This is a genomic window from Streptomyces sp. NPDC002520 (assembly GCF_053595235.1).
In genome coordinates, this window is the sequence record NZ_JBSFXG010000014.1 from 48,825 (window position 1) to 72,148 (window position 23,324).

Here is a 23,324-nt window from a genome sequence, read left to right on the forward strand (position 1 = left end):
CAGTTGCCGCGCGTGTACCTGTCGTGATCCAAGCGGCCGACGGCCGGGATCATTCCCCGACTACTCCCCGACCTGCTCGGTGTCGGGGCGGATGTCGATCCGCCAGCCGGTGAGCCGGGCGGCGAGCCGGGCGTTCTGGCCCTCCTTGCCGATCGCCAGCGACAGCTGGTAGTCCGGCACGGTCACCCGAGCGGACCTGGAGGCGAGGTCCACGACCTCGACCTTGCTCACCCGCGCGGGTGACAGGGCGTTCGCCACCATCTCGGCCGGGTCGTCCGACCAGTCGACGATGTCGATCTTCTCGCCGTTCAGCTCACCCATCACGTTGCGCACCCGGCCGCCCATCGGGCCGATGCACGCGCCCTTGGCGTTCAGGCCCGAACGGGTGGACCGCACGGCGATCTTGGTGCGGTGGCCGGCCTCGCGGGCGATGGCCGCGATCTCCACCGAGCCGTCCGCGATCTCCGGCACCTCCAGGGCGAAGAGCTTCTTCACCAGGTTCGGGTGCGTACGGGAGAGAGTCACGGAGGGACCGCGCACACCCTTGGCCACCCGGACGACGTACGAGCGCAGCCGCATGCCGTGCGGGTATGTCTCGCCGGGGACCTGCTCCTGCACGGGCAGGATGGCCTCGAGCTTGCCGATGTCGACGAGCACGTTCTTCGGGTCGCGGCCCTGCTGGACCACGCCGGTGACGATGTCGCCCTCACGGCCGGCGTACTCGCCGAGCGTCGCGTCGTCCTCGGCGTCGCGCAGCCGCTGCAGGATCACCTGCTTGGCGGTGGTGGCCGCGATCCGGCCGAAGCCGGACGGGGTGTCGTCGAACTCGCGGGGCTCCTGCCCCTCCTCGAGGTCCTCCGGGTCCTCCTTCGCCCACACGGTCACATGCCCGGTCTCCCGGTTGAGCTCCACGCGCGCGTGACGGCGGCTTCCCTCGGTGCGGTGGTAGGCGATGAGGAGGGCCGACTCGATCGCCTCGACCAGCAGGTCGAAGGAGATCTCCTTCTCCCGGACCAAGCCCCGCAGGGCGCTCATGTCGATATCCACAGCTACGCCTCCTCCTCTTCCTTCATGTCCTTCTTGTCCTTGCGGTTGAACTCGACCTGCACGCGCGCCTTGACGATGTCCGGGAAGCCGAGCCTGCGGCTCGTCGCCTTGCGGCCCTTCACGCCGGGCACCTCGAGGTCCAGGCCCTCGTCGTCGACGCCCAGGATCCGCGCGACCAGCTCGCCGCCCTCGGTCAGCTGGAACTTCACGAGCCGGTCCACGGCGCGCACGAAGTGCCGGCGCTCGGTGAGGGCGCGCTCCGCGCCGGGGGTGCCGACCTCCAGGTCGTACGCGTCGTCGCCCATCACGTTGGTCTCGTCGAGCTTCGCCGAGAGCGCGCGGCTCACATCGGCGACGGCGTCCAGGTCCGCTCCGGTGTCGGAGTCGACGACCACCCGCAGCACCCGCTTGCGTCCGACCACGTCCACGGCGATCTCTTCGAGATCCAGCCCCTGGGAGGTGACGAGCGGTTCCAGCAGCTCTCGCAGCCTCTCGCTCTGGGTGGTGCTCATCCGGGTGACTCCTCGGCCGCGTGTGCTGTTGTGGGATGGGTCGCGCGTCTGGTCAAAGGGTATCCGGTCGCGGGGAGTGTTGCCGTCCACGTGGGCCTACGGCGGGGCCGGGCGGCTTCGGGCCCGGGCGGCCGAGGTTGTCGGGCTGATGCGGATCGTGCGGGGCCGCTCGCGCCCACGGGGCCAAGGCGCATATCGCCACAGCCCCGCGCCCTTCGGACCGGCTGCCGAGCCGGTGACGTGAGTACGGAGGAAGCGCGGGTACCGTGATCACGGGCGTGCCGCCCCCGGTCTTCCTTACGCCCGGTCTTCCCTTCGTACGAGTGCCCCGAGGACGTCTGCCGTGCCGTACTCCCCGCCGCCGCGTACCCCCTCGGGGCCGCGCAGAAGAACCCTGCTCGCCTCGGCCGCCGGGGCCGCCCTGCTGATGGGCTGCTCGGCCGGACCCGACTCCGGGTACGGCGACGGCAGTTCGCCGGTGTCCGTCCGGGCACGCGCGCGCGCGGCGCGGGACAGCGCGGACCTGCTCACGCGGTACGACGCCGTGCTCGGCGCCCATCCCGCGCTGACACAGCGGCTGCGGCCGCTGCGCACCGAAGTGGCGGCCCACGTGAAGGCGTTCGGCGAAGGCACGGCCACCAGGTCGCCGTCCCCCAAGGCCTCCGGCACGGCCTCACCGTCGTCGGCGCCGGCCGTGCCCACGACCGAGAAGGACGCGCTCACCTCGCTCGCCACCGCCGAGCGCGCCCTCGCCGACCGCAGGGCGAAGGACCTGCTGGAGGTGCCGGGCGAACTGGCGCGGCTGATGGCGTCGGTGGCGGCTGCCGGGGCCGCGCACGCATACCTGCTGACCGAGGGGGCCAAGTGAGCGACGAGGCCGGGAAAGCCGAACTGACCGCCCTGCAGGCTGCGCTGGCGGCCGAGCACGCGGCGGTGTACGGGTACGGCGTCGTCGGCGGCCGGATCGACGGGCCGCGGCGCGCCGACGCTCGGGCCGCCTACGACGCGCACCGGGCCCGCCGGGACGCGCTGATGCGCGACGTCCGCGACCTGGGCGGCGAACCGGTGGCCTCCAACGCCGCCTACGCGCTGCCGTTCCCGGTGGCGGACCCCGCCTCCGCGGTGCGCCTCGCCGCCGAACTGGAGGAGCGGGTCGCCGGGGTGTACTCGGACCTGGTGCGCGCGGCGACCGGCGCGCGGCGCGCTTCGGCGGCTGGTGCGCTGCGGGAGTCAGCGGTGCGGGCGGTGCGCTGGAGCGGGGAGAGCGTAGCCTTCCCTGGGCTCGCCGAGCGGGCCGGTGACACGGCCGGACGGGCCGGTGCCACCAGTTCGACGGTTCCGAAGGGTGCCGCGTCGCCGACGGCGTGACGCCCGACAGCACCCGTACGGGACTGCCCGTACAGCGGATCCAGGAGAAATCCGGGAGTAATCCGGGAGTAATCAGGAGAAAGGGAACGACTCGCGCATGGCTTTCGAACCGCCGCAGCGCCTGGTGCGGGCGATCGGGGAGACGGCACCGGCCGGCGACGACTGGCTGGCGAGGCTGCCCGAGACGGCCGAACGGGCCATCGCCCGGCGCGAGTTGACCGTGGAGCGGGTACAGATGCCGGGCGGGCGCAGCAGCCTGGTGGTGCTGGTCCGGCGTGCGGACGACACCCCGGCGGTGCTCAAGCTGGCCCCGGCCAGGGCCCGGCCGGAGAGCGAGCGGGCGGCGCTCGCGCACTGGGGCGGCCTGGGCGCCGTCCAGCTGCTGGAGACGGGGCCCGAGGACGCCGCCGAGGGGGTGCTGCTGCTGGAGCGGCTGCACCCAGACGTCTCGGTGCGGTCGCTGCCCGAGGCCAAGGCGCTGCTGGAGGCGGCGGGTACCCTGCGGCGGCTGTGGGTCGAACCCCCCGCAGACCACCCGTTCGAGACGGTGGCGGAGCGCACCGGCCGACAGGCCGAGGCGATGCGGGCGAGCGCGCAGACCGAACCCGAGGCGGCGGCACTGGTGGACGCGGCGCTCGCGGCCCGCACCGAGCTGTTGGCCGCGCCGCCCGAACACCGGCTGCTGCACGGCACGTTCCGGCAGAGCAAGGTGCTCGCCGGGGAACGGATGCCGTGGCTGGCCGTGGGGCCGGACCCGGTGGCCGGTGAATGCGCGTTCGATCTGGCGCGGCTGGTACGGGACCGGGTGGAGGACCTGATCGCGACGCCGTCCGGCCCGGTCACCACCCGGCGCCGGATCAAGCGGCTCGCCGAGTCCCTGGAGGTGGACCAGGAGCGGCTGCGCGGATGGACGCTGTTCCGGGCCGTGGAGTCCGGAGTACGGGCCCGCAGAGTGGGGCGGGAGCAGGACGCCGAGCTGCTGCTGGAGTTCGCGAGCTGGCTCTGAGCGGCCGGATGACGACGTCGAGGGGCCGGATGACGACTTCGAGGGGCCGGATGCCGGCTCTGGGAGTCCGGACGCCGGCTCTGAGCCGCCTGGTCGCGCGGCACGCGAAGAACGCCGGCCGACCGGGTGCGGTCGGCCGGCGTTCACGTGCCGTCGGTGGGAGCGTCCCGCGCGGGGCCGTCAGGCACGGAGCCGTCAGGCGCGGACCGTCAGGCGCTGAGGCGGGCGATCGCGTCCTCGATCGACAGTTCCTCGCGCTCGCCGGTCTTGCGGTCTTTCAGCTCCAGGACGCCCTCGCCGGCGCGGCGGCCGGCCACCAGGATCTGGGGCACGCCGATCAGCTCGGCGTCGGTGAACTTCACGCCCGGGGAGACACCGGCGCGGTCGTCGACCAGGACGCGGACGCCGGCGGCGGCCAGCTTGTCGGCGACGTCGAGGGCCACCTCGGTCTGCAGGGCCTTGCCGGCGGCGACGACGTGCACGTCGGCCGGGGCGACCTCCTTGGGCCAGCACAGACCCTGTTCGTCGGCCGTCTGCTCGGCGAGCGCGGCGACGGCGCGGGAGACGCCGATGCCGTAGGAGCCCATGGTGACGCGGACGGGCTTGCCGTTCTGGCCGAGGACGTCGAGCTTGAGGGCGTCGGCGTACTTGCGGCCCAGCTGGAAGATGTGGCCGATCTCGATGGCGCGGTCCAGCTTCAGACCGGTGCCGCACTTCGGGCAGGGGTCGCCCTCCTGCACCACGACGACGTCCACGTACTCGTCGACCTCGAAGTCACGGCCCGCGACGACGTTCTTCGCGTGCATGCCCTCCTTGTTGGCACCCGTGATCCAGTCCGTGCCGGGGGCCACACGCGGGTCGGCGATGTACTTCACCTTCTCGCCCAGGCCCTGCGGGCCGACGTAGCCGCGGACCAGGTCGGGGCGGCCCGCGAAGTCCGCCTCGGTGACCATCTCGACGGTCGCCGGGGCGAAGTGCGCCTCCACCTTGCCCAGGTCGACCTCGCGGTCGCCGGGCACGCCGACGGCGACGATCTCGCCGTCCACCTTCACCAGCAGGTTCTTCAGCGTGGCGGAGGCGGGGACGCCGAGAGAGGCGGCCAGGGTCTCGATGGTCGGGGTGTCGGGGGTCGGGATCTCCTCGAGCGCGGGCACGGTCGAGCCGTCCACCGGCCGGAGGTCGTAGGTGATCGCCTCGGTGTTCGCCGCGAAGTCGCAGTTCGGGCAGTCCGCGAAGGTGTCCTCGCCGGCCTCGGCCGGGGCGAGGAACTCCTCGGACTTGGAGCCGCCCATCGCGCCGGCGGTGGCGGCGACGATGCGGTAGTCGAGGCCGAGGCGCTCGAAGGTGCGCTGGTAGGCCTGGCGGTGCAGGGCGTAGGACTTGGCGAGACCCTCGTCCTCCGTGTCGAAGGAGTACGAGTCCTTCATCAGGAACTCTCGGCCGCGCAGGATGCCGGCGCGGGGGCGGGCCTCGTCACGGAACTTCGACTGGATCTGGTACAGGATCACCGGCAGGTCCTTGTAGGAGGACGCCTGGTCCTTCACCAGCAGGGTGAAGATCTCCTCGTGGGTGGGTCCGAGGAGATAGTCGCCGCCCCTGCGGTCCTTGAGCCGGAACAGCTCCTGGCCGTACTCGTCCCAGCGGCCGGTCGCGTCGTAGGGCTCGCGCGGCAGCAGCGCGGGCAGCGAGACCTCCTGGGCGCCGATGGCATCCATCTCCTCGCGGACGATGCGCTCGACGTTGGCGAGCACCTTCTTGCCGAGGGGCAGCCAGCTCCAGATGCCGGCTGCGGTGCGGCGGACGTAGCCGGCGCGGACGAGAAGCTTGTGGCTGAGGACCTCGGCGTCCGCCGGGTCGTCACGCAAGGTCTTCGCCAACAACTGGGACATGCGCTGGACCGGTGCGTTCGCCATGGTTCTCGTACTCCTGCCGATGGGGACCCCTCTCGAGCGCGGCCGAGAGTGGGGGAAGGTGATGGCATGGAGGTTAGCCGGGCTGGCTGTTCCGGCGGAAATCGGTTATGGCCGACGTGCCCTAAGGGCGGCGCAGCGGGAGGGGCGCGCCCATCACCGCGTACGGCCTGGGGGCGCTCGGGAAGTGGACCTGACGGGCGAGGTCGACGTAGCCGAGGGAGTGGTAGAGGCCGCGTGCGGGGCTGTCGGTGTCGATCGCGGAGAGGATCGAGCGGGGTTCGGTCGCGGCGTCCGTGATGGTGGTGATCAGGCGGCGGCCGATCCCGTGGTTCTGGTGACCTGGGTGGACGTGCAGCTCGGTGATGACGAAGGAGTCGTCGAGCCACTGGTCGTTGTCCTGGGCGCGGAGGTAGGGCTCCACGACGGTGGACCACCAGTGGGTGCGGCTGTTGGGCATGCCGTAGACGAAGCCGACCAGGCTCCCCCGGCTGGTGGCGCCGAGGGCTCGCGCGCCGGGGAACTCCATGTGGCGCTGCACGATGTGGCGGCGTACGGCGACCTCCTCCGGGCCGAGCCCGAAGGCCACGGCTTGGACGGCCAGGGCCTCGTCCACGTGTGCGGACAGGTCCAGGGGGCCGATGACGAGGTCCATGGCGGGAGCGTACAGGGGGGTCCGGCGTGTGCTGAAGGAAGATCTGGAAGACCGCCTTCGCCGAAGAGCCGCAGAAGAGCCGCCGCATTGCCGGGGCAGAACCGCGGCAGCGCCGGAGAAAAGCTGCCGGCGTAGCGGAGAAGCGCTAGAAGAGCACGCTCATGAACGCGCCCACCTCGTGGAAGCCCACGCGCTTGTACGTCCTTCGCGCCGCCGTGTTGAAGTCGTTCACGTAGAGGCTGACGACCGGGGCGACGTCCGCGAGCGCGTACCGCAGGACCGCCGCCATGCCCGGGGCCGCGATGCCCCTGCCCCGGTACTCGGGGGCGACCCACACGCCCTGGATCTGGCAGGCCTGGGACGTCGCCGCCCCGATCTCCGCCTTGAAGACGACCTTGCCGTTCCCGTCCAGGCGGGCGAAGGAGCGGCCGGAGCCGACCAGCTCGGCGACGCGGGCCTGGTACAGGAGGCCGCCGTCACCGGCCAGCGGGGAGACGCCGACCTCCTCGGTGAACATCGCCACGCACGCCGGCATGATCGTCTCCATCTCGTCCTTGCGGATGCGGCGGACGTACGGATCCGGGGCGATGTCGTCGGACATGCGATCGGTGACCATGAGGGGCTGCTGGGCGCGGATGTCACGGGCCGGGCCCCAGTGGGGCTCGAGCAGCTGCCACAGCTGTGCGGTGGGTTCGGCGGGGCCGACGATGGAGGAGCAGCGGCGGCCGGCCCGGCGGGCGCGGTCGGCGAAGGCGCGCACGGCGCGCGGGGTGGCGCAGATGGGGACGAGGTTGGCGCCCGCGTAGCACAGGGACGTGAGCATGCCGTCCTCGTACCAGCCCCACATCTCGCCGCCCAGACGCCATGGGTCGAGGCCGGCGACCTGGACGCGAGCCGCCACGAAGGCGTTGGCCACCGGCTCGCTGTCGAGGACGGCGAGCGCGGCGTCAAGGTCGCTCGGACCGAGCACCCTTGAGGTGGTCTGGGTCAACAAGTGCGGGGCCTCACCCTGGGGTTTCTGCTGATCTCCGCACTATAGCCGCGCCGCTTTGGCCGCGCCTGTGAGCCCGGGATGCCGAGGTCTCCCGGCGATCGCCGGGTCGTATGTGGCCGCTCGCGCCCACGCGGCGGAGCCGCACACGGATACGACCCCGCGCCCCTTTCGGGGCGCTGCCCACCCGGCGTCGGAAACTCAGCCCGCGACCGACACCGACGGTTCGCCCGAGACCGCGCCCTCGGCCTGCATCCGCTCGGCGAGCTTCATGGCCTCTTCGATGAGGGTCTCGACGATCTTGGACTCGGGGACGGTCTTGATGACCTCGCCCTTGACGAAGATCTGGCCCTTGCCGTTGCCGGAGGCGACGCCGAGGTCGGCCTCGCGGGCCTCGCCGGGGCCGTTGACGACGCAGCCCATGACGGCGACGCGGAGCGGGACCTCCATGCCGGTGAGGCCGGCGGTGACCTCTTCGGCGAGCTTGTAGACGTCGACCTGGGCGCGGCCGCAGGACGGGCAGGAGACGATCTCCAGGCCACGCTGCTTGAGGTTGAGGGACTCCAGGATCTGGAGGCCGACCTTGACCTCCTCGACGGGCGGCGCCGACAGGGAGACGCGGATGGTGTCGCCGATGCCCTGGGACAACAGCGCGCCGAAGGCCACCGCCGACTTGATCGTGCCCTGGAAGGCGGGGCCGGCCTCCGTCACGCCGAGGTGCAGCGGGTAGTCGCTCTGGGCGGCGAGCTGGCGGTAGGCCTCGATCATGACGACCGGGTCGTTGTGCTTGACGGAGATCTTGATGTCCCGGAAGCCGTGCTCCTCGAAGAGGGACGCCTCCCACAGGGCCGACTCGACCAGGGCCTCGGGGGTCGCCTTGCCGTACTTCTGGAGCAGGCGCTTGTCGAGGGATCCGGCGTTGACACCGATGCGGATCGGAGTGCCGTGGTCCTTGGCGGCCTGGGCGATCTCCTTGACCTTGTCGTCGAACTGCTTGATGTTGCCCGGGTTGACGCGGACCGCCGCACAGCCGGCCTCGATGGCCGCGAAGACGTACTTGGGCTGGAAGTGGATGTCGGCGATGACCGGGATCTGGGACTTCCTGGCGATGGTGGCGAGGGCGTCGGCGTCGTCCTGGGTAGGGCAGGCGACGCGGACGATCTGGCAGCCGGAGGCCGTCAGCTCGGCGATCTGCTGGAGGGTGGCGCCGACGTCGGACGTCCGGGTCGTGGTCATCGACTGGACCGAGACGGGCGCGTCTCCGCCGACGGCCACGGATCCGACCTGGATCTGCCGGCTCTTGCGGCGCTCGGCGAGCTTGGTCGGAACGGACGGCATGCCGAGAGAAATCGCAGTCATCTGCTGTGCAACCCCAAGTCGTGGATCAGGATCCGGTCCCGTGAACGGCGGGCTCCAGACTTCGAGATTACGGCACCCCTGCGGGCGGCAGCACATCCCACCCGGCAAACCCACTCGATGGAAGGCGGCCCGGAACTCCGGGCTCCGGGCCGCCTTGAACGCCGGATGGCTACGAGATCTTCACCGGGTTAACCACGTCGGCGATGAGCACGAGCGCGGTGAAGCAGACGAAGACCCCCGCCACCACATAGGCCACCGGCATCAGCTTCGCCACGTCGAACGGACCGGGGTCCGGGCGGCGCAGGACGCGGGCCAGGTTCCGGCGCAACGACTCCCACAGGGCGCCCGCGATGTGCCCGCCGTCGAGCGGGAGCAGCGGGAGCATGTTGAACAGGAACAGGGAGAGGTTGAAGCCGGCGAGGAGGAACACGAAGTTGGCCAGCTGCTGGGAGGCGGGGATGTCCAGCGTGGCGATCTCGCCGGTGATGCGGGCGGCGCCGACGATGCCCACCGGGGAGTCCGGTTCGCGCGGGCCGTTGCCGAAGGCGGCGTCCCACAGGGCGGGGATCTTGGCGGGGATCGCGATCAGGTTGTCGACGGCGTCGCCGATCCGGTCGCCCATCCAGGTCAGGGACTGGCCGAAGTCCTGCTTCTCGATGACGCCGGCGGCGCTGAAACCGAGGAAGCCCGCCTTGACGTAGCCCTTGGCGTAGTTGCCGTGCGAGTCCTTCTTGGCGACCAGGTTCGTCGTGACCTTCGCGTGCAGGGTCACATCCTGGCCCTTGCGGTCGACGACGATCGCGACGTTCTTCCCGGCGCTGTCGCGGATGAGGTCGGAGAGGGTGTTCCAGTCCTTGGTGGGCACGCCGTCGAAGGAGACGATCTTGTCGCCCTTTTTCAGGCCGGCCTGGTGCGCCGGGGAGACCGGGTCGGACTTCTTGCAGGTGTCGCGGTTCGCGCTCTGGGCGATGGAGCACGGGGAGACGGCGGCGACGGTGGTGGTCTGCTGCTCGATGCCGAAGCCCATCAGCACGGTGAGGAACAGGCCGAACGCGAGCACCAGGTTCATGAACGGGCCCGCGAACATGACGATGACGCGCTTCCACGGCTTGCGCGTGTAGAACATGCGCGTCTCGTCGCCGGGCCTCAGCTCCTCGAAGGCCGCCGAGCGGGCGTCCTCGATCATGCCGCGCCAGGGGGAGGTGGAGCGGGCGGAGACCCGGCCCTCGTCGTCGGGCGGGAACATTCCGATCATGCGGATGTAGCCGCCGAGCGGGATCGCCTTGAAGCCGTACTCGGTCTCGCCCTTCTTCCGCGACCAGACGGTCGGGCCGAAGCCGACCATGTACTGCGGGACGCGGATGCCGAAGAGCTTGGCCGTGGACAGGTGGCCGAGTTCGTGCCAGGCGATGGAGACGAGCAGGCCGACCGCGAAGACCACTATGCCGAGAATGAACATCAAGGTCGTCATGCACGCGCCTCCGCGGTCACCGTCGTGGCTGTCAGTTCACGGGCCCGGGTCCTGGCCCAGGTCTCCGCTTCGAGGACGTCCGACACCGTGAGTGAAGTTCCCGCGTCCGGGGTGCCGTGCTCCTCGACCACCCGGATGACGGTCTCCATGATCCCGTTGAAGGGCAGCGCGCCGGCCAGGAAGGCCTCGACGCACTCCTCGTTGGCCGCATTGAACACCGCCGGAGCGGTACCCGCGAGCTGCCCCACGTGCCGGGCGAGGTTCACCGAGGGGAACGCCTCGTTGTCCAGCGGGAAGAACTCCCATGTGGAGGCCTTGCTCCAGTCGAAGGCCGGGGCGGCGTCCGGGACGCGCTCGGGCCAGCCCAGACCGATGGCGATGGGCCCGCGCATGTCGGGGGGTGTCGCCTGGGCGATGGTGGATCCGTCGGTGAACTCGACCATCGAGTGGACGTAGGACTGCGGGTGGACGACGACCTCGATGCGCTCGAAGGGGATGTCGTAGAGCAGGTGCGCCTCGATGACCTCCAGGCCCTTGTTGACCAGGGTCGCGGAGTTGATCGTGATCACCGGGCCCATGGCCCAGGTGGGGTGGGCGAGGGCGTCCTCGACGGAGACGTTCGCCAGCTCCGCCTTGGTGCGGCCGCGGAAGGGGCCGCCGGAGGCGGTGACGACCAGCTTGCGGACGTCGGCGCGGGTGCCGGCGGCGAGGGCCTGGAAGAGGGCGGCGTGCTCGGAGTCGACCGGGATGATCTGGCCGGGCTTGGCCAGCGCCTTGACCAGGGGGCCGCCGACGATCAGCGACTCCTTGTTGGCGAGCGCGAGGGTGCGGCCCGCCTCCAGGGCGGCGAGGGTGGGGGCGAGGCCGATGGAGCCGGTGATGCCGTTCAGCACCGTGTGGCATTCGGAGGCGGCGGCCTGGGTGGCCGCGTCCGGTCCGGCGAGGATCTCGGGCAGCGGCTCCCCCGCGCCGTACTCGGCGGCGAGTGCCTCGCGCAGGGTCTCTGCGGCGTCCTCGCGGGCGACCGCCACGGTCCGCACCCGCAGTCTGCGGGCCTGCTCGGCGAGGAGGCCGACCCGGGTGCCGTGCGCGGAGAGGGCGGTGACCCGGAAGCGGTCCGGGTTGCGCAGCACGAGGTCGATGGCCTGGGTGCCGATGGACCCGGTGGAACCGAGGATCACCACGTCCTTCGGGCCGTCGCCCGCGAGGGGGTCGTACACGAGGTGCGGGTCGGCGAGCGGGACGGGGCTGGCGGGACTGTCGGTCATCCCCCCATTGTGGCCGCTGGCGGAGGGCGTCGGGACAGCGCGTCCCTCGGGCGGGTGGGTTAACAGATTTCGTTGCCTGACGAAGCAGTTTCCCTTTTGTGGAGTATTAGTGAAGATCGCGTGATAGTACTGCGGACGGGTCGGTGGACCGCCGGCCCGTGCACGACTTCGCGAACGACATCCTTGGGGGGATCTCTTCATGCGCTCTGTGCGGATACGCACCGCCCTGCCCGCTCTCGCGGGCGCCGCCCTGCTCGCGGGCACCCTGCTCAGCACCCCGGCCGAGGCCGCCGGCGGTGTGCGGATCCACCGGGTCTGGTTCGACAGCCCCGGCAGGGACACCGGCTCGAACACCAGCCTGAACGCCGAGTGGGTGCAGATCAGGAACACCAGCGGCTCGGCGATCTCCCTGAACGGCTGGATCCTGAAGGACGCCTCGAACCACAAGTACGTCTTCCCGAACGTCAAGATCGGCGCCGGGAAGTACATGAAGGTCCGCACCGGCAGGGGTGCGGACACCTCGTCGGACAAGTACCAGGGCCGCCGCGCCTATGTCTGGAACAACGACAAGGACACGGCCACGCTGACGAAGGCGAGCGGCACCAAGGTCGACTCCTGCTCCTGGACCACGCGGGATCCGAGCGACAAGTACTGCTGAGCGCGGAGTACTGCTGTGTGCGCACGCGCCACCCGGCCCGGCAGGGGTGCCGGGCCGGGGGGGGCGCCAGTGCGGTCCGGCGGTCTAGGCGCCGTAGGGGCGCCGCTGGTTCTCCCGTTCGGAGGGGCCGGGGGTCGCGTCGGCGATCCACGGGCCCTCGCCCGAGGGGTCGATGATGCCCTCCTCCAGCCAGGTGTAGGCACCGCCGAGCACGCCCTTGACCACCTTGCGGTCCAGCTCGTCGGTGTTGCTCCACAGTCGGCCGAAGAGTTCCTCGACGCGGATGCGGGCCTGCCGGCAGAAGGCGTCGGCGAGCTGGTAGGCCTCGCGGCCGTGTTCGCCCTCGCCGCGCAGCCGCTCGGCGCGGACGCAGGCCGCGCTCATGGCGAACAGTTCCGCGCCGATGTCCACGATCCGGCCGAGGAAGCCCTGCTTGGTCTCCATCCGGCCCTGCCAGCGGGACATGGCGTAGAAGGTGGAGCGGGCCAGCTTGCGGGCGTGCCGCTCGACGTAGCGCAGATGCCCGGACAGGTCGATGTCGCGCTTGAACTCGCTGTACGACGACGGCAGTTGCCCGGGTCCGGCGACCAGCTTCGGCAGCCACTTGGCGTAGAAGACGCCGGCGTTCGCGCCCGCCCGCGCCTTGTCCGACAGGGTCTTGTCGGGGTCGATGAGGTCGCCGGCGACCGAGAGGTGGGCGTCGACGGCCTCGCGTGCGATGAGCAGGTGCATGATCTCGGTGGAGCCCTCGAAGATGCGGTTGATGCGCATGTCGCGCAGCATCTGCTCGGTCGGCACCGCGCGCTCGCCGCGGGCCTTCAGGGACTCGGCGGTCTCGTAGCCCCGGCCGCCGCGGATCTGGACCAGTTCGTCGGCCATCGTCCAGGCCATCTCGGAGCCGTAGAGCTTGGCGAGGGCGGCCTCGATGCGGATGTCGTTGCGGTCCTCGTCGGCCATCTGGGAGGACAGGTCGAGGAGGGCCTCCAGCGCGAAGGTGGTCGCCGCGATGAAGCTGATCTTGGAGCCGACGGCCTCGTGCAGCGCGACCGGCTTGCCCCACTGCTCGCGCTCCGCCGCCCACTCGCGGGCGATCTTCAGGCACCACTTGCCGGCGCCGGCGCACATCGCGGGCAGCGACAGGCGGCCGGTGTTGAGGGTGGTGAGCGCGATCTTCAGACCGGCACCCTCGGACCCGATGCGGTTGGCGGCCGGGACGCGCACCTGGTGGAAGCGGGTGACGCCGTTCTCGATGCCGCGCAGGCCCATGAAGGCGTTGCGGTTCTCGACGGTGATGCCCTCGGCCGTGGCCTCCACGACGAAGGCGGTGATGCCGCCCTTGTGCCCCTCGGACTTCGGCACACGGGCCATGACGACCAGCAGGTCGGCGACCACCCCGTTGGTGGTCCACAGCTTGACCCCGTCGAGGACGTAGTCCTCTCCGTCCGGCACGGCCGTCGTCGCGAGGCGGGCCGGGTCGGAGCCGACGTCCGGCTCGGTGAGCAGGAAGGCCGAGATGTCGGTGCGGGCGCAGCGGGGCAGGAAGGCGTCCTTCTGCTCCTGGGTGCCGAAGATCTTCAGCGGCTGCGGGACGCCGATCGACTGGTGGGCGGAGAGCAGGGCGCCGACCGCGGGGCTGACGGAGCCGACCAGGGCGAGGGCCTTGTTGTAGTACAGCTGGGTGAGGCCGAGACCGCCGTACTTGGGGTCGATCTTCATGCCGAGGGCGCCGAGTTCCTTGAGGCCGGCGACGACCTCGTCGGGGATGCGGGCCTCGCGCTCGATGCGGGCGGAGTCGATCGTCGACTCGCAGAACTCGCGCAGTTCGGCGAGGAACGCCTCGCCGCGCCGCACGCTCTCGGCGTCCGGGAGCGGATGGGGGTGGATGAGGTCGAGCCGGAAGCGCCCGAGGAACAGTTCCTTGGCGAAGCTGGGCTTGTGCCAGTCCTGCTGCCGGGCGGCCTCCGCCACTTGGCGCGCCTCGCGCTCGGTGACGTTGGTGCGTTGGGTGGTGGGGGCGGACATGAGGCTCACCTCGCCGCGAAGAGGGATGATTGCGGACCGTTCGTTACCGATCCGTGCTACTGGATCGTTGGTACCTGAATCGGGCCGCCCCCACCACCCCTCGCGGTCCGATCGGGTCGAAGCGGGAGCGTGCCGGCGGGCACGCAAACGGCCGGCGCCCCCGCACAGTGGGCGCCGGCCGTTCTGTCCGACCTGTCCGTGGCAGGTCAGAGAGCGAGACCGGTCAGGACCAGGACACGCTCGTATGTGTAGTCGTCCATCGCGAACTTCACGCCCTCGCGGCCCACACCGGACTGCTTGGCACCGCCGTACGGCATCTGGTCGGCGCGGTAGGACGGAACGTCTCCGATGACGACACCGCCGACCTCGAGGGCGCGGTGGGCACGGAAGGCGGCCTGGACGTCGTGGGTGAACACGCCCGCCTGGAGGCCGTACTTGGAGGAGTTGACGGCGGCGAAGGCCTCGGCCTCGCCGTCCACCTTCTGCACGGTGAGGACGGGTCCGAAGACCTCCTCGCGGGCGAGGGTGGTGTCGGCCGGTACGCCGGTGAGGACGGTCGGCGCGTAGGAGGCGCCGTCGCGGTCACCGCCGGTCTGCAGGGTGGCGCCGGCCTCGACGGCCTCCTTCACCCAGGACTCGACGCGCTTGGCGGCGTCCTCGCTGACCAGCGGGCCGACGTCGGTCTTGTCGTCGCTCGGGTCGCCGGTGACCTGGGCCTCGACGGCGGCGCAGATGCGCGGGAGCAGGCGGTCGTAGACGGAGGCGTCCGCGATCACGCGCTGCACGGAGATGCAGGACTGGCCGCCCTGGTAGTTGGAGAAGGTCGCGATGCGGGTCGCGGCCCAGTCCAGGTCGGCGTCGCTCGCGAAGTCGCCGAGGACGACGGCCGCGCCGTTGCCGCCCAGCTCCAGGGTGCAGTGCTTGCGCGGCACCGAGTCCATGATCGCGTAGCCGACCTTCTCGGAACCGGTGAAGGAGATGACCGGCAGACGCTCGTCCTGGACGAGGGCGGGCATCTTCTCGTTGGCGACCGGGAGGATCGACCAGGAGCCGACGGGCAGGTCGGTCTCGGCGAGCAGGTCACCGATGATCAGGCCGGAGAGCGGGGTGGCGGGCGCCGGCTTGAGGATGATCGGGGCGCCGGCGGCGATGGCCGGAGCGACCTTGTGGGCGCACAGGTTCAGCGGGAAGTTGAACGGCGCGATGCCGAGGACGACGCCCTTCGGGAAGCGGCGGGTGAGGGCGAGCCGGCCCTGGCCACCGAGGTCGGTGTCCAGGCGCTGGGCCTCGCCGCCGTTGAACCGGCGGGCTTCCTCGGCGGCGAACCGGAACACGGAGACCGCACGGCCGACCTCGCCGCGGGCCCACTTGATCGGCTTGCCGTTCTCGGCGGAGATCAGCTGGGCGATCTCCTCGGTGCGCTCGACCAGGCGCTTGCTGACGTGGTCGAGGGCTGCGGCGCGTACGTGGGCCGGGGTGGCGGCGAAGTCTTCGCGGACGGCGTACGCGGCGGCCACGGCCTCCTCGACCTGGGCGTCGGTCGGCACGCTGACCTTGGCGACGAGCCGCCCGTCCCACGGGGAGGTGACGTCGAAGGTGTCCTCGCCGGTGACCTGGCGGCCGGCGAGCCAGAAGGCGTAGGTGGAAGTCATGTGCGAGTCCCGGCCCTTCCTCGTTGGGGGTGTTCGTTCGGTTCGTCTCCACGGTAGGGCTGGGGCACCCCGTGGTCGCTTGTCCGAGTCGTACTGGTAGGGGGCGACGATGCGCCGGTTTGGCGAGGTGGCGGGTTTCGCCTGGTGGGAGGGGGTCGGCCCGGGGTGCCGGTCGGGCTCGGAGGGTGGGGGGCCGAGGCCTCGCTAGTCGGGGGAGGTCGCCTTCAGGGCGAGCCACAGCTCCATGCGGACGTCCGGGTCGTCCAGGGAGCGGCCGAGGATCTCCTCGACCCGGCGCATGCGGTAGCGCAGGGTGTGGCGGTGGACGCCCAGGTCGGCCGCCGCCGCGTCCCACTGGCCGTGGCGGGAGAGCCAGGCGCGCAGGGAGGCGACCAGGTCGCCGCGGCCGGTCGCGTCGTGTTCGTGCAGGGCGCGCAGCAGTCCGTCGGCGAACGCCTTCACCGCGTCGTCGGCGAGCAGCGGCAGCACGGACCCCGCCGCGACCTGTTCGTGCTCCACGAAGACCCGCCCGCGTCGGCGCGCCACCGACAGGGCCTGCTCGGCCTGCTTGTAGGCGGCCGCCGCGGCGATCGGTCCGGCCGGGGCCGACAGGCCGACGACCAGTTCCTCCTCGTTCGCGCCCGTCTGCTCCGGCGCGGCACGCGCCGCCTCCAGTGCCGCCGCGTGCGCGGCGCAGGCGGCCACCGCCGCGCCCCCGTCCGCGGCCAGCACCACCAGCCGCTCCCCCTCGGGCACGATCAGCACGGCCTCCCCGGACCGGGCGGCCGCCGACTCCGCGGCCTCCGCGATGCCGCTCAGTCCGTCGCCGTCCGCGCGTGCCGCGGCGCCGGTCAGGGACTCGGCGACGATCACCCGGAACGGGGCGTCCAGCAGGCCGCCGTACAGGTCCCCGGCGACGGCGCGGGCGTGGTCCGGCTCCCCGGCGAGCAGCATGCGCAGCACGGCGGCGCCGATCCGCTGTTCGGCCTCGTGCAGGGAGCGGGAGCGTTCGGTGGTGAGGGTGAGCAGGGCGATGGCGGAGTGGAGGGCGTAGCGCTCGGCGGTGCCGAGGGCGGCGGCCGTGCCGACGGCGAGCGCGGCGCGCGGGCGGCGGCCGGTGCCCAGAGAGTGCAGTTCGACCCGGTCCTCGTGGTCGGGCCCGCCGACCACCGAGGAGGCGGGGGCGGGCCGCTCCCGCAGCCGTTCGACCTCCGCGGTGAGCCGGGCGGCCCGGCGGCCGGCCCAGTCGGGTGCGGTGGCGACGACGGCGCCCGAGGCGTCGTACAGCGCGGCCCAGCCGTCGACCTGGGAGGCGAGGGCGGTGAGCAGTCCCTCGGGGCCGGCGTTCAGGGCCTGTCTGGTCAGTTCGCGCTGGGCGGCGAAGCCCGCGGTGACCGCCCGGTACTGGTCGGCGGCGATCGCGGCGGACACGGCCTTGCTGATGGCGAGGAAGGGGGTGCGGCGGGGCACCTCCAGCAGTGGCAGCCCCTCTTGTTCGGCGGCGTCGACGAGGGCCTCGGGGATCTCCTCGTAGTTGACGCCGACCGCGAATCCGAGCCCGACGACGCCCGCGCCCACCAGCCGCTTCACATACCGCCGCATCGCCTCGGGATCCTCCGCGTCCAGCTTGAGCGCGGTGATCAGCAGCAGCTCGCCGCCCTCCATGTAGGGCACGGGGTCGGCCAGCTCGCTCACGTGCGCCCAGCGGACGGGCACGTCGAGGCGGTCCTCGCCCGCGCGCACGGTCAGTTTGAGCGCGGAGTGGTGGACGAGCGAGGCGAGGGTGACGGGCATGAGGCCTTCAGGTCGGGTGGCGGAGGGAGCCGGGCGAGGATCGTCGGGAAGGAGAATCGGTGATCGGTGTGATCTTTTGGCCGCTTCGTATGAACAGACTATGCCGATTCTGCCTCACCGTACGGTCCCGTCCCGCCAGACCGTACGGTTCCCGTCCGCCTTCGCCCGGATCGCTCCTGTGCCCCGCCTCGTACGCCTCCCTCAGCCCCGCAGATCCACGAGCAGCGGCGGCGCGTGCTCCCCCCGCACCGTCGTCAGCGACAGCACCGCGTGCCCCGGCGGCACCCCGTGCGCCAGCTCGGACGCGGACCAGCGCTCGCGCTCGACCTGACGGACGGTGACGGCGCGGGCGGTGGGCGCCTGGCCGGTGATGACGCGGCGGACCATGTGCAGGGCCTTGCCGGCGGGGGTCTCGGCGATGATCTGCCGGTCGGTGACGTCCCGGGTCTCGGTCCACTCCTTGCCCCACACCTCGGCGAAGTCCTGCCCGTCCCAGGGGGTGAGCCCGGACAGCGCCACCCGGCACCCGGTCGCGCCGAGCAGCGGACCGCGCAGCGGCCGGGGTACGTCGTCCAGGGTGCGCAGGGTGAGGACGGTGCCGGCGTTCGCGGACCGCAGCCGCTGGATGCCGCGCACGGACTCCGGCGTGACGACCCCGCTCGAGTCGTCCAGCAGCAGGCAGGCGAAGAGCGACCGGTCCTCCCGTACCGTCACGCTCGCCGTGAACTGGGCGAGCACCAGACGGGCCAGGATCCGGGAGGCGTCGGCGTGCCCGCGCTCGGGCAGGTCGATGCGGACGCGGACCGGGTGGTCGAGGGCCTTGAGCGAGAACGGCCGGGACCGGCCGGAGGTGTCGAAGAAGGCGGCGAAGGCGGGCCGGTCGAGCAGCGCGATCCGGTCGGCGAGCACCGCGCCGAGGTCCCCGGGGTGGGCCATCTGCCGCTCCCGTGCGTCGAGTTCGCGCAGCAGCGAGTCCTGCCCGGTGTCGGTGAGCGCCTTGCGCAGCGCGGCGAGCGGGCCCGGGGTGCCGTCGAGGAGCTGGCGCAGTTCGGGCACGGACGGGAAGCGGCCGTGGACCGCGCGGAACGGGCCCAGCAGCTGGGCGAGGACGGTGGTGGAGCGGCGGCTGTCGCCGCCGGGGTGCGGGTCGGCGAGGTCGCCGACGAGGGCCTCGGCGAGTATCGCGGCGGCCTCGTCGGGGTCGGTGGTGCCGCCGTAGAGGTCGAGGTCGTGGACGGACTCGGGGTGTCCGATGCGGACGACGACGTCGTACGCGTCGGCCGGCCCGAGTCCGGCGCCCGCGGCGCCGACGACCACGACGGCGGCGCGCCCGGAGAGGGCGTGCAGGCACAGCGACTCGGAGAGCGGCCGGACCAGGGTGCCGGTCTTTCCGGAGCCGGCCGGGCCGACGGCGAGCACCGAGGTGCCGAGCAGGTCGGGGCCGAGGGCGAGTCCGGCGCCGCGGTAGTGGTACGGGTTGCGCGGGTCGTCGGCGGTGGTGCCGAGCCGGACCTGTCCCGTGAGCAGGTCGTGGCGGGCGTGGCGGGCGGGCAGGTCGCGCTCGCCGGAGGGGTGCAGGCAGGCGGCGGAGCCGTCCTTGAGCACGGCGCCGGTGAAGGTGGCGAGGCTGTGGGTGCCGGAGCGCACGCCCTGCCAGGCCCGGCTGATCCGCGCGTGGTCGACGTCCCGCATGAGCCCGGCCTTCGCCTCGGTGGCCAGCCGGTCTGCGGCGTCGTGCGCGCCGGCGGCCCGCAGCTGGGGCCATTCGGCGGGGTCCTGCTCGGGCGCGGGCGCCGGCTCGACGGCGGGGCCCGCCGGGTTCCAGGCGGGCGGCCCGAAGCGCCGCCAGAGCTCGCCCCAGCGGCCGAGCCGGCCGACGACGAGCAGAATGACCAGCGCGATGAGCGTGTAGTACGAGTACCAGAGGACGGCGTTGCCGACGTGGTCGCTGTTCTGGCGCCAGGAGTCTGGGGTGAACAGCTCCAGGGGCAGCACCCACCAGCCGCCGAGGTAGCCGTTCCAGAGCAGGGACCACACCAGCCAGCCGACGAGGAACGCGATCAGCGCGCCGCTGAGCAGCTGCCGGGCCGGGGTCAGCTCGGGCTCCTGCTCGGGCCGGGGCCGGTATCCGAACCGCCAGACGCCGGGCGCGGCCTTGGGCCGGGGCGTGCGCAGCCACGTCAGGAAGGTGGTGCCGTCGGGCCTCGGTGGGGTTCCGGGGGGTGCCGAGGGCATGGGGGGCATGGGGGGTACGGCGGAGCCCTCCACGGGTGCCGCGGGGCGCGGTACCGGGTTCGCATGTGTGCCGCGCGCGTCCCGCGTCCCGTCGCTGTCCATCGCCCTGCCCCCTGACCAGCCGTTCCGTCCACCGTCAGCGAGCAATCTAACGCCCCCGCAAGGGGAGTTCACCGTTTACGCGGCCGAGGATCCCTCCCGGGCGGCGGACGGCCGTGACTCACTGTTATGTCCATCGAGGACAAGCTGCCTCGCCGACAACGCCCACATGGAGCATGCCCACCCTCCACAGCCCGTCCTAGCCTGCGAGAAAAGAGGTAAGCGTCCGTAATACCCCCCAGGAGCCCCGCATGACCGCACTTCCGCAGGAGCGCCGCGTCGTCACCGCCATTCCCGGCCCCAAGTCGCAGGAGCTGCAGGCCCGCCGCACCGCCGTGGTCGCCCAGGGCGTGGGCTCCACGCTGCCGGTGTTCGTCACCCGGGCCGACGGCGGCGTCATCGAGGACGTGGACGGCAACAGCCTGATCGACTTCGGTTCCGGCATCGCCGTGACCTCGGTCGGCGCCTCCGCCGAGGCCGTCGTACGCCGCGCGAGCGCCCAGCTCGCCGACTTCACCCACACCTGTTTCATGGTCACCCCGTACGAGGGCTACGTGGCCGTCGCCGAGGCGCTCGCGGAGCTCACCCCGGGTGACCACGAGAAGAAGTCCGCGCTGTTCAACTCCGGCGCCGAGGCCGTCGAGAACGCCGTCAAGATCGCGCGTGCGTACACCAAGCGCCAGGCGGTCGTCGTGTTCGACCACGGCTACCACGGCCGGACCAACCTGACGATGGCGCTGACCGCGAAGAACATGCCGTACAAGCACGGCTTCGGTCCGTTCGCGCCCGAGGTGTACCGCGTCCCGGTCGCCTACGGCTACCGCTGGCCGACCGGCCCGGAGAACGCGGGCCCCGAGGCCGCCAAGATGGCCATCGACCAGATGACCAAGCAGGTCGGCGCGGACAACATCGCCGCGATCATCATCGAGCCGGTGCTCGGTGAGGGCGGCTTCATCGAGCCGGCCAAGGGCTTCCTGCCGGAGATCGTGAAGTTCGCCAACGACAACGGCATCGTCTTCGTCGCGGACGAGATCCAGTCCGGCTTCTGCCGCACCGGCCAGTGGTTCGCGTGCGAGGACGAGGGCATCGTCCCGGACCTGATCACCACCGCCAAGGGCATCGCGGGCGGTCTGCCGCTCGCCGCCGTCACCGGCCGCGCCGAGATCATGGACGCCCCGCACGCGGGCGGCCTGGGCGGCACCTACGGCGGCAACCCGGTGGCCTGCGCCGGTGCGCTCGGCGCCATCGAGACGATGAAGGCGCAGGACCTCAACGCCAAGGCGAAGAACATCGAGGCGATCATGAAGGCCCGCCTCGGCGCCATGGCCGAGAAGTTCGACATCATCGGTGACATCCGTGGCCGTGGCGCCATGATCGCCATCGAGCTGGTCAAGGACCGCGCCACCAAGGAGCCGAACCCCGAGGCGGCCGGCGCGCTCGCCAAGGCCTGCCACCAGGAGGGCCTGCTGGTCCTGACCTGTGGCACCTACGGCAACGTGCTCCGCTTCCTGCCCCCGCTGGTCATCGGTGACGACCTTCTGAACGAGGGTCTGGACATCATCGAGCAGGCGTTCTCGCGCATCTGAGCGAGGGTTCCGGCTCGGACGGGGCGGCTGCGGCAGGCCGTGTGAAGAAGGTGTGCGAGGTGGATGTCGGGACGCCGTTCCGACTGCCCAAGCACGACGGCCTGCCGTAGGTTCTACCCAGATGAGAGATACACCCCGCCCACAGGGGACTGTGGGCGACTTCAGGGCGAGGCCTCCCCAGCTTCGGCCTGGTCGTGCCCTCGCGCACACAACCGGCGCCTGACGGCTCCGGGATCTCCTCACCGATCGGACGGTCGCCGCCCCAAACCCCCCGGGGCGCGCGACGTTCCGATCCGGACGGCCGCCCCGGAACCATCCCCCCTGTTCCGGGGCGGCCGACCTCCTTCCGCCCCCGCAGGACCGCACCTGCGATGCTGGGCGCCGTGTCGACCGTTCTCCGCCGCGCCCTGCTCCTGGGCGTCCCGGCCGTGCTCTTCGCCCTGTTCACCTGGCAGGTCCTGGCGCACGGCCCGCTGCTGCGCCTGGACGCCCGTGTCAGCGGGGCGCTCGTGCATCCGGACGGGTTCTCCGAGGCGCTCTCCGATCTGGGGAACATCCAGGTCGCCGTCCCGGTGCTCGTGGTCGCCCTCGGCTGGGTTCTGTGGCGCGCACGGACCGTCGGCGGCGAGCGATGGTGGCTGCCGCCGCTCGCCGCGGCGGTGCTCATGGCCCTGGTCCCGGCGGTCGTCGTACCGCTCAAGGACTGGACCGCACGGCCGGGGACCCCCGTGGTACCCCCGGCCGTCGGCTTTTTCCCCTCGGGCCACACGGCCACGGCGATGATCGCGTACGGCTCCGCGACCCTCGTCGTGCTCCCCTGGCTGCGTTCGGCCCTCGCCCGCCGCCTGCTGGTCGCGGGATGCGTGCTGCTGGTCCTCGGGGTGTCGTACGGCCTGGTCCGGCGCGGCTATCACTGGCCGCTGGACGTGGTGGCCGCATGGTGTCTGTGCGCCGTGCCGCTGACCACCCTGTCCCTCGTGCCGGGCTCGCGGCGTCCGCGTCGACCGGACGGGCGGCCGACGCGAGCACGGTGATGCCGGGCAGGGCGAGGGCCAGGACCGCGAGGACCGCGACCAGAGGCCCGGAGCGTTCCGCAAGTGCCTCCAGACATGGGGTGGTTGGAGGGGGACACTCAAATTGGTCCAGGCCGACCTTCTGGTCAAGGTGTCCGACCGCCGCCGTCCGCCCGTCCGGCCAGTCCGGCCGCCGCCTCGTGCATCGCCAGCTCCAGCAGCGCCGGATCGGTGAGCGTGCCGGAACCGTCCGGCCGCACCAGCCAGCGCACGCCCCGCCCCGCCCGGCCGGGATGCGGCACCACGATCCAGGTGCCGGACCCGGCCGTGCGGATGCCGGTACCGAGCCAGCGGGCCGCGGTGCCCGGCGGCACGAAGAAGCCCACCCTGTCGCCACCCACATCGACGAGCACCGGACCGGGCCGGCCGAGCACGCGGGTCAGCACGTCCAGGGTGGGACTGCCGAGCTCGCCCGGGAGAATGAGCACGTCCCAGGCCCTGCCGGCGGGCAGCAGGGCGACGCCGAGGGGATTGCGCTCCCACTCCCAGCGGCACGCCTCGGGATCGGGCGCGGCGGACGCCAGCCACTGAAGTGCCGTCTTCGTCCCAGCCATGAGGGGACCTCCCTAGCTCTCCTGGACGCGGTCGCGTCTGTGGGAGAGAGAGGGAGGTCACCGG

19 protein-coding genes are annotated in these 23,324 nt (G+C 72.0%); 6 read left to right on the forward strand and 13 right to left on the reverse strand.

The features are described 5' to 3' along the window. Positions 1-60: 60 nt before the first annotated feature. On the reverse strand, positions 61-1,047 hold the full coding sequence (gene nusA, locus ACWD5D_RS20855; RefSeq protein ID WP_451374215.1) for a transcription termination factor NusA: 987 nt from the start codon (positions 1,045-1,047) through the stop codon (positions 61-63). A 2-nt stretch (positions 1,048-1,049) separates the two neighbouring features. Next, a complete protein-coding gene (gene rimP / locus ACWD5D_RS20860; protein ID WP_451374216.1) occupies positions 1,050-1,559 on the reverse strand; it encodes a ribosome maturation factor RimP in 510 nt (169 codons plus the stop codon). Between the two features lie 343 nt (positions 1,560-1,902). Here rimP and ACWD5D_RS20865 point away from each other — a divergent pair, with 343 nt between their 5' ends. The 3 genes from ACWD5D_RS20865 to ACWD5D_RS20875 all read left to right on the forward strand — a co-directional run bounded on the left by ACWD5D_RS20865 (position 1,903) and on the right by ACWD5D_RS20875 (position 3,933). Beyond that, positions 1,903-2,427, forward strand: a complete 525-nt coding sequence (locus tag ACWD5D_RS20865) for a hypothetical protein (RefSeq protein ID WP_451374217.1) — start codon at positions 1,903-1,905, stop codon at positions 2,425-2,427. After that, positions 2,424-2,927, forward strand: coding sequence for a ferritin-like domain-containing protein (locus ACWD5D_RS20870; protein ID WP_451374218.1), 504 nt, complete (start codon positions 2,424-2,426; stop codon positions 2,925-2,927). Before ACWD5D_RS20865 ends, ACWD5D_RS20870 begins: the two co-directional genes overlap by 4 nt. 97 nt (positions 2,928-3,024) lie before the next feature. After that, complete coding sequence (locus ACWD5D_RS20875) at positions 3,025-3,933, forward strand: aminoglycoside phosphotransferase family protein (protein ID WP_451374219.1); 909 nt, start codon at positions 3,025-3,027, stop codon at positions 3,931-3,933. A gap of 209 nt (positions 3,934-4,142) precedes the next feature. On the opposite strand, the gene ACWD5D_RS20880 is transcribed toward ACWD5D_RS20875, so the two are convergent. The 6 genes from ACWD5D_RS20880 to dxr form a co-directional block, all read right to left on the reverse strand. After that, positions 4,143-5,846 carry a proline--tRNA ligase gene (locus ACWD5D_RS20880; protein WP_451374220.1) on the reverse strand — a complete coding sequence of 568 codons (1,704 nt, stop codon included), beginning with the start codon at positions 5,844-5,846 and terminating at the stop codon, positions 4,143-4,145. 121 nt (positions 5,847-5,967) lie between these two features. Then, positions 5,968-6,498, reverse strand: coding sequence for a GNAT family N-acetyltransferase (locus ACWD5D_RS20885; RefSeq protein ID WP_451374221.1), 531 nt, complete (start codon positions 6,496-6,498; stop codon positions 5,968-5,970). Between the two features lie 145 nt (positions 6,499-6,643). Continuing rightward, on the reverse strand, positions 6,644-7,492 hold the full coding sequence (locus tag ACWD5D_RS20890; protein ID WP_451374222.1) for a GNAT family N-acetyltransferase: 849 nt from the start codon (positions 7,490-7,492) through the stop codon (positions 6,644-6,646). A gap of 198 nt (positions 7,493-7,690) precedes the next feature. Further along, positions 7,691-8,848, reverse strand: a complete 1,158-nt coding sequence (gene ispG, locus ACWD5D_RS20895; RefSeq protein WP_451374223.1) for a flavodoxin-dependent (E)-4-hydroxy-3-methylbut-2-enyl-diphosphate synthase — start codon at positions 8,846-8,848, stop codon at positions 7,691-7,693. Between the two features lie 169 nt (positions 8,849-9,017). Continuing rightward, entirely contained in the window at positions 9,018-10,307 is a 1,290-nt protein-coding gene (locus ACWD5D_RS20900) for a M50 family metallopeptidase (RefSeq protein ID WP_451374342.1), read from the reverse strand. 8 nt (positions 10,308-10,315) lie between these two features. Continuing rightward, complete coding sequence (gene dxr / locus ACWD5D_RS20905; RefSeq protein WP_451374224.1) at positions 10,316-11,587, reverse strand: 1-deoxy-D-xylulose-5-phosphate reductoisomerase; 1,272 nt, start codon at positions 11,585-11,587, stop codon at positions 10,316-10,318. Positions 11,588-11,786: 199 nt separating this feature from the next. Between dxr and ACWD5D_RS20910 the strand changes: the two genes are divergently transcribed. Continuing rightward, a complete protein-coding gene (locus ACWD5D_RS20910) occupies positions 11,787-12,245 on the forward strand; it encodes a lamin tail domain-containing protein (RefSeq protein WP_451374225.1) in 459 nt (152 codons plus the stop codon). 84 nt (positions 12,246-12,329) lie between these two features. Here ACWD5D_RS20910 and ACWD5D_RS20915 read toward each other — a convergent pair whose 3' ends face one another. The 4 genes from ACWD5D_RS20915 to ACWD5D_RS20930 form a co-directional block, all read right to left on the reverse strand. Further along, positions 12,330-14,267, reverse strand: a complete 1,938-nt coding sequence (locus ACWD5D_RS20915) for an acyl-CoA dehydrogenase family protein (RefSeq protein ID WP_451374226.1) — start codon at positions 14,265-14,267, stop codon at positions 12,330-12,332. A gap of 206 nt (positions 14,268-14,473) precedes the next feature. Beyond that, entirely contained in the window at positions 14,474-15,919 is a 1,446-nt protein-coding gene (locus tag ACWD5D_RS20920) for an aldehyde dehydrogenase family protein (protein WP_451374227.1), read from the reverse strand. A 204-nt stretch (positions 15,920-16,123) separates the two neighbouring features. Then, entirely contained in the window at positions 16,124-17,713 is a 1,590-nt protein-coding gene (locus ACWD5D_RS20925; protein WP_451374228.1) for a PucR family transcriptional regulator, read from the reverse strand. Positions 17,714-17,914: 201 nt separating this feature from the next. Next, positions 17,915-20,050, reverse strand: a complete 2,136-nt coding sequence (locus ACWD5D_RS20930; RefSeq protein WP_451374229.1) for an ATP-binding protein — start codon at positions 20,048-20,050, stop codon at positions 17,915-17,917. 248 nt (positions 20,051-20,298) lie between these two features. Between ACWD5D_RS20930 and gabT the strand changes: the two genes are divergently transcribed. Continuing rightward, on the forward strand, positions 20,299-21,633 hold the full coding sequence (gene gabT, locus ACWD5D_RS20935) for a 4-aminobutyrate--2-oxoglutarate transaminase (RefSeq protein WP_451374230.1): 1,335 nt from the start codon (positions 20,299-20,301) through the stop codon (positions 21,631-21,633). A 371-nt stretch (positions 21,634-22,004) separates the two neighbouring features. Further along, positions 22,005-22,667 (forward strand): phosphatase PAP2 family protein, encoded by a 663-nt coding sequence (locus ACWD5D_RS20940; RefSeq protein WP_451374231.1) that lies wholly within the window; start codon positions 22,005-22,007, stop codon positions 22,665-22,667. 125 nt (positions 22,668-22,792) lie between these two features. On the opposite strand, the gene ACWD5D_RS20945 is transcribed toward ACWD5D_RS20940, so the two are convergent. Next, positions 22,793-23,260 carry a bifunctional DNA primase/polymerase gene (locus ACWD5D_RS20945; protein ID WP_451374232.1) on the reverse strand — a complete coding sequence of 156 codons (468 nt, stop codon included), beginning with the start codon at positions 23,258-23,260 and terminating at the stop codon, positions 22,793-22,795. Positions 23,261-23,324: the final 64 nt, after the last annotated feature.